At 69.4% G+C, this 7,346-nt stretch carries 5 protein-coding genes; 3 read left to right on the top strand and 2 right to left on the bottom strand.

Annotated features, from left to right (window positions below; translation table 11 throughout):
• Positions 1–229 precede the first annotated feature (229 nt).
• From L1885_RS19970 to L1885_RS19960, 3 genes are read left to right on the top strand one after another with little or no spacing between them, the layout of a single operon-like run.
• Complete coding sequence (locus L1885_RS19970; protein WP_235798533.1) at positions 230–1,936, top strand: CDP-glycerol glycerophosphotransferase family protein; 1,707 nt, start codon at positions 230–232, stop codon at positions 1,934–1,936.
• A 9-nt stretch (positions 1,937–1,945) separates the two neighbouring features.
• A complete protein-coding gene (locus L1885_RS19965; protein WP_235798532.1) occupies positions 1,946–2,656 on the top strand; it encodes an IspD/TarI family cytidylyltransferase in 711 nt (236 codons plus the stop codon).
• A gap of 5 nt (positions 2,657–2,661) precedes the next feature.
• On the top strand, positions 2,662–3,726 hold the full coding sequence (locus tag L1885_RS19960; protein ID WP_235798531.1) for an NAD-dependent epimerase/dehydratase family protein: 1,065 nt from the start codon (positions 2,662–2,664) through the stop codon (positions 3,724–3,726).
• 429 nt (positions 3,727–4,155) lie between these two features.
• On the opposite strand, the gene L1885_RS19955 is transcribed toward L1885_RS19960, so the two are convergent.
• On the bottom strand, positions 4,156–4,941 hold the full coding sequence (locus L1885_RS19955; RefSeq protein WP_235798530.1) for an acyltransferase: 786 nt from the start codon (positions 4,939–4,941) through the stop codon (positions 4,156–4,158).
• Between the two features lie 287 nt (positions 4,942–5,228).
• Entirely contained in the window at positions 5,229–7,157 is a 1,929-nt protein-coding gene (locus L1885_RS19950) for a TIGR03960 family B12-binding radical SAM protein (RefSeq protein WP_235798529.1), read from the bottom strand.
• Positions 7,158–7,346 lie beyond the last annotated feature (189 nt).

Raw genomic sequence — 7,346 nt, 5'->3', positions numbered from 1 at the left:
GACCGGTGCCCGCGGGGCCCGTGCCGCGTTCCCGCGCCGCGGGGCCCGCGGCGCGGCGACCGCGCCCGGACCGGCGAAAACCCTCTCCCGCTGCCGGTGACGGGGGCGACGCGGCCGGACGCGCCACCTCGGGCGACCAGCGGCCGAAACACCGCCGGGGACGAGAAGACCCGCACCCCGCACGACATTTCACGGACATTCGCAGACGGTCACGGACAGAAGGATGGCAATGGCACATTGCTCGATAGCGGCGATCTCCTGGGAGCGGGTCCACCTCACTCTCACCGTCGTCGTCTCGGACTTCACTGGGGACGCCGGCGCCCTCCGGTTCCTGATCGTCGACGGCGAGCGTGAGTTCCCGCTGAAGTCCCGGCGTACGGACGCCGGCCAGTACGCGCTGGACATCAACGTCACCAACTTCCAGGGCCGCGGCCAGGTGCCGAACGGCACCTGGCGGATCGTGGCGGTGATCGGCGACGAGCGGCTGGACGCGGCGGACTTCGACCTCACCGCGACGGACCGGCTGGACTCGGACTCCCGCACCTTCCTGTACGACCGCAACCGGGTCGCCTACGTCATCTCGTTCGGCATATCGGACAACGACGAGAACCCCGAGTTCCTGATGCGGACCTACCAGCTGTTCCGCAAGGCGGGCGGGGGCAAGGGCAAGGGACCGAAGAAGTCGCTCGGGAAGCGGATCGGGCTGCGCCTGCTGCCGCGCGCCCGGCGCCGCAAGCTCGCCAACCGCGTCTACACCCTCTCGCGCCGCCTGAACCCGCCGCGCGGCAACCGGATCCTCTTCGCGTCCGAGATGCGCCCCAAGATCGGCGGCAACCTCGCGCGCGTCCACGACCGGATGGTGGAGCGGGGCCTCGACAAGAAGTACTCGTTCCGGTACTCCTTCCGGATTCCCTCGACGGCCAACAAGTGGAGCACGCTCCGCGTCATCTACCTGCTCGCGACCTCGGACATCGTGCTGCTGGACGACTACTTCGGCCTCCTCGGCCAGCTGGGCATCTCGCCGAAGACCAAGATCATCCAGCTCTGGCACGCGGGAAGCGGCTTCAAGGCCGTCGGCTACAGCCGCTTCGGGCGCTACGGATCGCCGAAGCTGTCCAACGCGCACCGCAAGTACACGTACGTCATCACCGGTTCCAAGCACCTCGTGCCGACGTACGCCGAGGCCTTCGGCATCGAGGAGTCGGCGGTCATCCCGACCGGCCTGCCGCGCATCGACACGTTCCTCGACAAGGACCGCACCCGCAAGGTGGTCGACGACTTCTTCGCCACCCACCCGAAGCTCCAGGGCAAGCGGATCATCCTCTTCGCGCCGACCTTCCGCGGGAAGTCCATCGGGGACGCGCACTACGACTACGACCGCATCGACTTCGAGAAGCTCTACGAGGCCTGCGGCGACAAGTCCGTCGTGCTCTTCCGGATGCACCACTTCATCACGGAGCCCGTGCCGATCCCGGCGCAGTACGCGGACCGGCTGCTGGACTTCGCGTCGTTCCCCGACACCAACGACCTGCTGCAGGTGACCGACGTGCTCATCACCGACTACTCGTCGGTGATCTACGAATACTCCCTGCTGGACCGGCCGATCCTGTTCTACGCGTACGACAAGGAGCGGTACTCGGTGGTCCGCGGGTTCCACCGCGACTACGACACCGTCGCCCCCGGCAAGATCGTCGCGACCTTCGACGAACTGCTCGCGGCCCTCGAGAACGAGGACTACGACATCTCGAAGCTGGAGGAGTTCCGGCGGGAGAACGTCGACCACGTCGACACCAACTCGGCGGACCGCGTGATCGACTGGCTGGTCCTCGGGGATCCGGCCGACGGAAAGACGGAGGGCGAGCACATGTGGCTCGAGCCCGTCGCAGATGACACGCCTGTGGGCGACGAGGCACTCAGTGACCAATCGGAGGCATGAGCTGTGAACGTGGCGTTGCTTTTCGCCGGTGGCATCGGGTCCAGGATGAACACCCGTGCCCTCCCGAAGCAGTTCCTGGAGATCAACGGCAAACCGATCATCATCCACACCCTCGAGCACTTCGAGGCGCACCCGGACATCGACGGCATCGCGATCGCGATTCTCGCCGAGTACCGCGAGCACATGGAGAAGCTGCTCAAGCGGTACGAGATCGAGAAGGTCAAGTGGATCGTGGACGGCGGCAGCACGGGGCAGGAGTCGCGGCACAACGCCCTGACGGCCGTCGCGCAGCAGTGCCCCGACGACACGGTCGTACTGATCCACGACGGCGTCCGCCCGCTGATCGACGCGAAGCTGATCAGCGCCAACATCGAGACGGTCCGGGAGCACGGGTCCGCCATCACGTGCACCAAGTTCAACGAGACCGTGGTCTCCAGTGAGCACGAGCACATCGACGACGTGATCCCGCGCGACCACATATACGCGGCGCAGGCCCCGCAGAGCTTCCGGCTCGGCGACATCCTGTCGCTGTACGACCGGGCCGTGGAGGAGGGCGAGCACGACACCATCGACTCGTGCTCCCTCGCGCACCGCTACGGCCACAAGATCTACCGTGTGGTCGGCCCGCGCTCGAACATCAAGATCACGACGTCCGAGGACTTCTACCTCTGCCGGACGTTCTTCGAAATCGTCGAGAACCAGCAGATCGTGGGTACGTGAGGCCAGTGAGCACCCTCTCCAGTTCGGTCGTCGCGCACGACCTCGACGAAATCCTCGACCGCGACCTGCCGTGGAGCGACCTCTCCGGCTGCTCCGTGCTCGTCACCGGCGCCAGCGGCATGCTGCCGTCGTACGCCGTGCACACGCTGCTCGCGCTGAACGACCGGCACGGGCTCGGCATCACGGTGCACGGGCTCGTGCGCAACGAGGAGAAGGCCCGGCGGCTGCTCGCGGACGTGCTCGACCGCCCGGACTTCCACCTCGTCGTCCAGGACGTGTCGGACCTGCTCGACCTGCCGGGACCGGTCGACTACGTGATCCACGGGGCGAGCGCGGCACGGCCCGCCCTGCACGGCAGCCAGCCGGTCATGACGATCAAGGCGAACCTCCTCGGCACCTTCGGCCTGCTCGACCTGTGCGTCGCGAAGGCCTCCCGCGGGTTCGTGCTGATGTCCTCCGCCGAGGTCTACGGCGCCCAGCCGCCCGAGACCGAGCTCATCGACGAGGAGAGCTACGGCGGGTTCGACATCCTCAACCCCCGGGCCTGCTACGCCGAGGGCAAGCGCGCCGCAGAGACCATCTGCACGACCTACAAGGCGCAGTACGGGATCGAGAGCCGCGTCGTCAGGTTCGGCCACGTCTACGGGCCGGGCATGGCCCTGGACGACGGCCGTGTGCAGGCGGACTTCGCGGCGAACGTGGTCGCGGGCAAGGACATCGTCCTCAACAGCGACGGTTCCGGCGTGCGGACCTACACCTACGTGGCCGACGCGATCGCCGGACTCTTCTACGCGCTGCTGCGCGGCGAGGAGATGGCGTACAACGTCGCCGACCCGGACGGCCTGGTCTCGGTCCGCCGCCTGGCGGAGCTGTTCACGCAGGTGCGCCCGGAGCGGGGCCTCCAGTTGCGCTTCAGCAACGAGTCCGACGCGCGCTCCTACAGCCTGACGAAGAAGCAGGGGCTCGACAGCGCACGGCTGGCCGCCCTCGGCTGGCTGCCGGTCGTGGACCTGCCGACCGGGCTGGGCCGCATGGTGAGCCACCTGGAGACGGTCGTACAGGGCTCGTAGCGGGCCCCGGGGAGTCCGCGAGCGCCGTGGGCACCGCGCTCCACGGCGCTCGGACCCCAGGCCCTGCGCCGGGAGTCCGGGCGCACCCTGATCGGCTGAGGCCGGAACCACACGGTTCCGGCCTCTGCCGTGTCCGGCTCCCCCGCGGCCGGCCGCGGCGGGCGCGCCGCTCCCCTTCCGCCCCGGCACGCCCCGTGCGCCCCTGCCGGGCGGGGCGCCGGGACATGCGGGCACCGCACGTCCGCTGCCGTCCCCCGCGCGTCCACACGTCCCCCGGCGGCGCGTCCCGTGCCCGTGCCGTGCGTCCCGTGCCCCCTCGGGCGGCTCCGGACAGCGGAAGACCCCGTGTCCGCTGCCCGGGCATGGGGTCCGTCCTGCGCGTGGTGACGTAGCCGCCGCGTTCGGCGGCGGGGCGGCCGGAGGCGGCGGTCAGCCCCGCCGGGGCAGGATCCTGCGGACCAGCCGGCGCGACGAACTCGCGGGCTGGGCGCGCACCACCGGGGCCTCGGGGGTCGCCTTCTCGTCCGTGACGTTCCAGTACTTCTCGGACTTCTCGCCCTTGCGCGGGTACTCCTCGTTGGGGCGGCGCGGCACGACCTCGGGGCGCTCCCAGGCGATGTCCCGCCGTACCACCCGCGCCGGTGCCCCGACGGCGACGCAGTTGTTGGGGATCTTCGAGGTGACGATGGAACGGAAGCCGATCACCGAGCCGTTGCCGATGGTCGATCCGCCCATCACGACCGCGTGCTTCGCGATCCAGACGTGCTCGCCGACGACGATCGACTGCGACGGGTTCACGCGCTTCTCGGTGCGCACGTCGAAGATGGGGTGGGTGTCGTCGCCGCGCACCTCGATGTTCTTCGCGAACATCACGTCGGCGCCGATCGTCACCGAGACGCCCTCGACGGCGGAGATGAAGGCGCGCCCCGCGCAGCCGACGTTCTCGCCGATCCGGATCCGGGACTCGTGTCCGCAGCGCAGTTCGAAGCGGAGGCCGGCGCGCTTCTTCGTCGTGGGCCCGACCTCTATCAGGCCGTTGTCGCCGGAGAAGGTGACGAGCAGATCCTTGACGTCCGCCTTGGGGTCGATGACGAGCTTGTTGTTCGACCCGCCCTTGATCCGGATGTCGATCTTGGTTTCCAGGGGCTCGCCGTCGTAGACGATCTCGTTGCCCTGGTCGTCCTTGTAGCGCTCGAGCTTGAAGAGTTGCAGCATCCTGTGGAAGGGGTGCGCCCTCGACCGGTCAGGCCGGACCAGCCCCCGTACCTCCAATCCAGCCTTTATGTTGCGATTAACCTACCAGATCGTTTGGGGCCACGAACTGTTCGTTTCCTGAGGGCAATTGAGCACCACGGGAATGGATATCCCGGCATCCGGAATCCTTCGCCGGCCCCCGGACACACGGGACGAGGGCCCCGCGCGACGCCCGCGGGGCCCTCGTCCGTACACCGTGTCCGTGCGTCCCGGACGCACGCGCCGCCCCGGCAGGCCGGGGCCGGCGGTTACTTGCCGACCACCGTCAGCGGCAGCAGCTTCTTGCCCGTCGGGCCGACCTGGATGTCGAGGTCCAGCTGCGGGCACACGCCGCAGTCGAAGCACGGGGTCCAGCGGCAGTCCTCGACCTCGGTCTCGTCCAGCGAGTCCTGCCAGTCCTCCCAGAGCCAGTCCTTGTCCAGGCCCGAGTCCAGGTGGTCCCAGGGCAGGACCTCCTCGTAGGAGCGCTCGCGGGTGGTGTACCAGGCGACGTCCACGCCGAACGCCGGCAGCGTCCTTTGCGCGCACTCCATCCAGCGGTCGTAGGAGAAGTGCTCGCGCCAGCCGTCGAAGCGCCCGCCGTCCTCGTAGACGGCGCGGATGACGGCGCCCACCCGGCGGTCGCCGCGCGAGAGCAGGCCCTCGACGATGCCGGGCTTGCCGTCGTGGTAGCGGAAGCCGATGGAGCGGCCGTACTTCTTGTCGCCGCGGATGCGGTCGCGCAGCTTGGCGAGACGCGCGTCGGTGTCCTCGGCGGACAGCTGCGGAGCCCACTGGAAGGGGGTGTGCGGCTTGGGCACGAACCCGCCGATCGACACCGTGCAGCGGATGTCGTTGGAGCCGGAGACCTCGCGGCCCTTCTGGATGACGTTCATCGCCATGTCGGCGATCTGGAGGACGTCGTCGTCGGTCTCCGTCGGCAGGCCGCACATGAAGTACAGCTTCACCTGGCGCCAGCCGTTGCCGTAAGCGGTGGCGACCGTGCGGATCAGGTCCTCCTCCGAGACCATCTTGTTGATGACCTTGCGGATGCGCTCGCTGCCGCCCTCCGGCGCGAACGTGAGGCCCGAGCGGCGGCCGTTGCGCGTCAGCTCGTTGGCGAGGTCGATGTTGAACGCGTCGACCCGGGTGGACGGCAGGGAGAGGCCGATCTTGTCCTCCTCGTACCGGTCCGCGAGGCCCGCGGCGATGTCGCCGATCTCGCTGTGGTCCGCGGAGGACAGCGACAGCAGGCCGACCTCCTCGAACCCGGTCGCCTTGAGGCCCTTGTCGACCATCTCGCCGATGCCGGTGATGGAGCGCTCGCGCACCGGGCGGGTGATCATGCCCGCCTGGCAGAACCGGCAGCCGCGCGTGCAGCCGCGGAAGATCTCCACGGACATCCGCTCGTGCACCGTCTCCGCGAGCGGGACCAGCGGCTGCTTCGGGTACGGCCACTCGTCGAGGTCCATGACGGTGTGCTTGGACACGCGCCACGGCACGCCCGAGCGGTTGGGCACGACGCGCGCGATCCGGCCGTCGGCGAGGTACTCGACGTCGTAGAAGCGCGGCACGTACACGCCGCCCGTCCTGGCGAGGCGGAACAGCAGTTCCTCGCGCCCGCCGGGCCGGCCCTCGGCCTTCCAGTCGCGGACGAGGTCGGTGATCGTGAGCACGGCCTGCTCGCCGTCGCCGATCACGGCCGCGTCGATGAAGTCGGCGATCGGCTCCGGGTTGAACGCGGCGTGGCCGCCGGCCAGGACGATCGGGTGGTCCTCGGTGCGGTCCCGGGCCTCCAGCGGGATGCCCGCGAGGTCGAGGGCCGTCAGCATGTTCGTGTAGCCGAGCTCGGTGGAGAAGCTGAGGCCGAACACGTCGAACGCGGACACCGGGCGGTGGCTGTCGACCGTGAACTGCGGTACGGAGTGCTTCCGCATCAGCTCCTCGAGGTCCGGCCAGACGCTGTAGGTGCGCTCCGCGAGGACGCCCTCGCGCTCGTTGAGGACTTCGTAGAGGATCATGACGCCCTGGTTGGGCAGGCCGACCTCGTACGCGTCGGGGTACATCAGCGCCCACCGCACGTCGCACTCCTCCCACGGCTTGACCGTGGAGTTCAGCTCGCCGCCGACGTATTGGATCGGCTTCTGTACATGCGGGAGCAGAGCTTCGAGCTGCGGGAAGACCGATTCGGCAGGCATCGCGGATCTTTCGTGGGCCGGCTGTGTGGTACGCCCGGGCGGGCGGCTCGCCGCCGTGCGCGGCACGAGAGCCCCCCGGGGCGATTGTCCAGCGTACCCCGATCGGCGCACGCCTCCCGCCGCCGGCAGGGGGCCGCCGCCCCGGGCGCCCGGCGGCCGTGCCCGGGCACTCGGCGGCCGTGCCCGGGC

This window comes from Streptomyces fuscigenes, from assembly GCF_021556455.1.
GTDB classification, from domain to species: Bacteria; Actinomycetota; Actinomycetes; order Streptomycetales; family Streptomycetaceae; genus Streptomyces; species Streptomyces fuscigenes.
This window is presented reverse-complemented; position numbering and strand designations above follow the sequence as displayed.

What these genes read in the sequence shown, in the direction of transcription:
- L1885_RS19955 (WP_235798530.1), bottom strand. Translation starts at nt 4,941, where the DNA reads ATGCTGCAACTCTTCAAGCTCGAGCGCTACAAGGACGACCAGGGCAAC.
- L1885_RS19950 (WP_235798529.1), bottom strand. Translation starts at nt 7,157, where the DNA reads ATGCCTGCCGAATCGGTCTTCCCGCAGCTCGAAGCTCTGCTCCCGCAT.
- L1885_RS19970 (WP_235798533.1), top strand. Translation starts at nt 230, where the DNA reads ATGGCACATTGCTCGATAGCGGCGATCTCCTGGGAGCGGGTCCACCTC.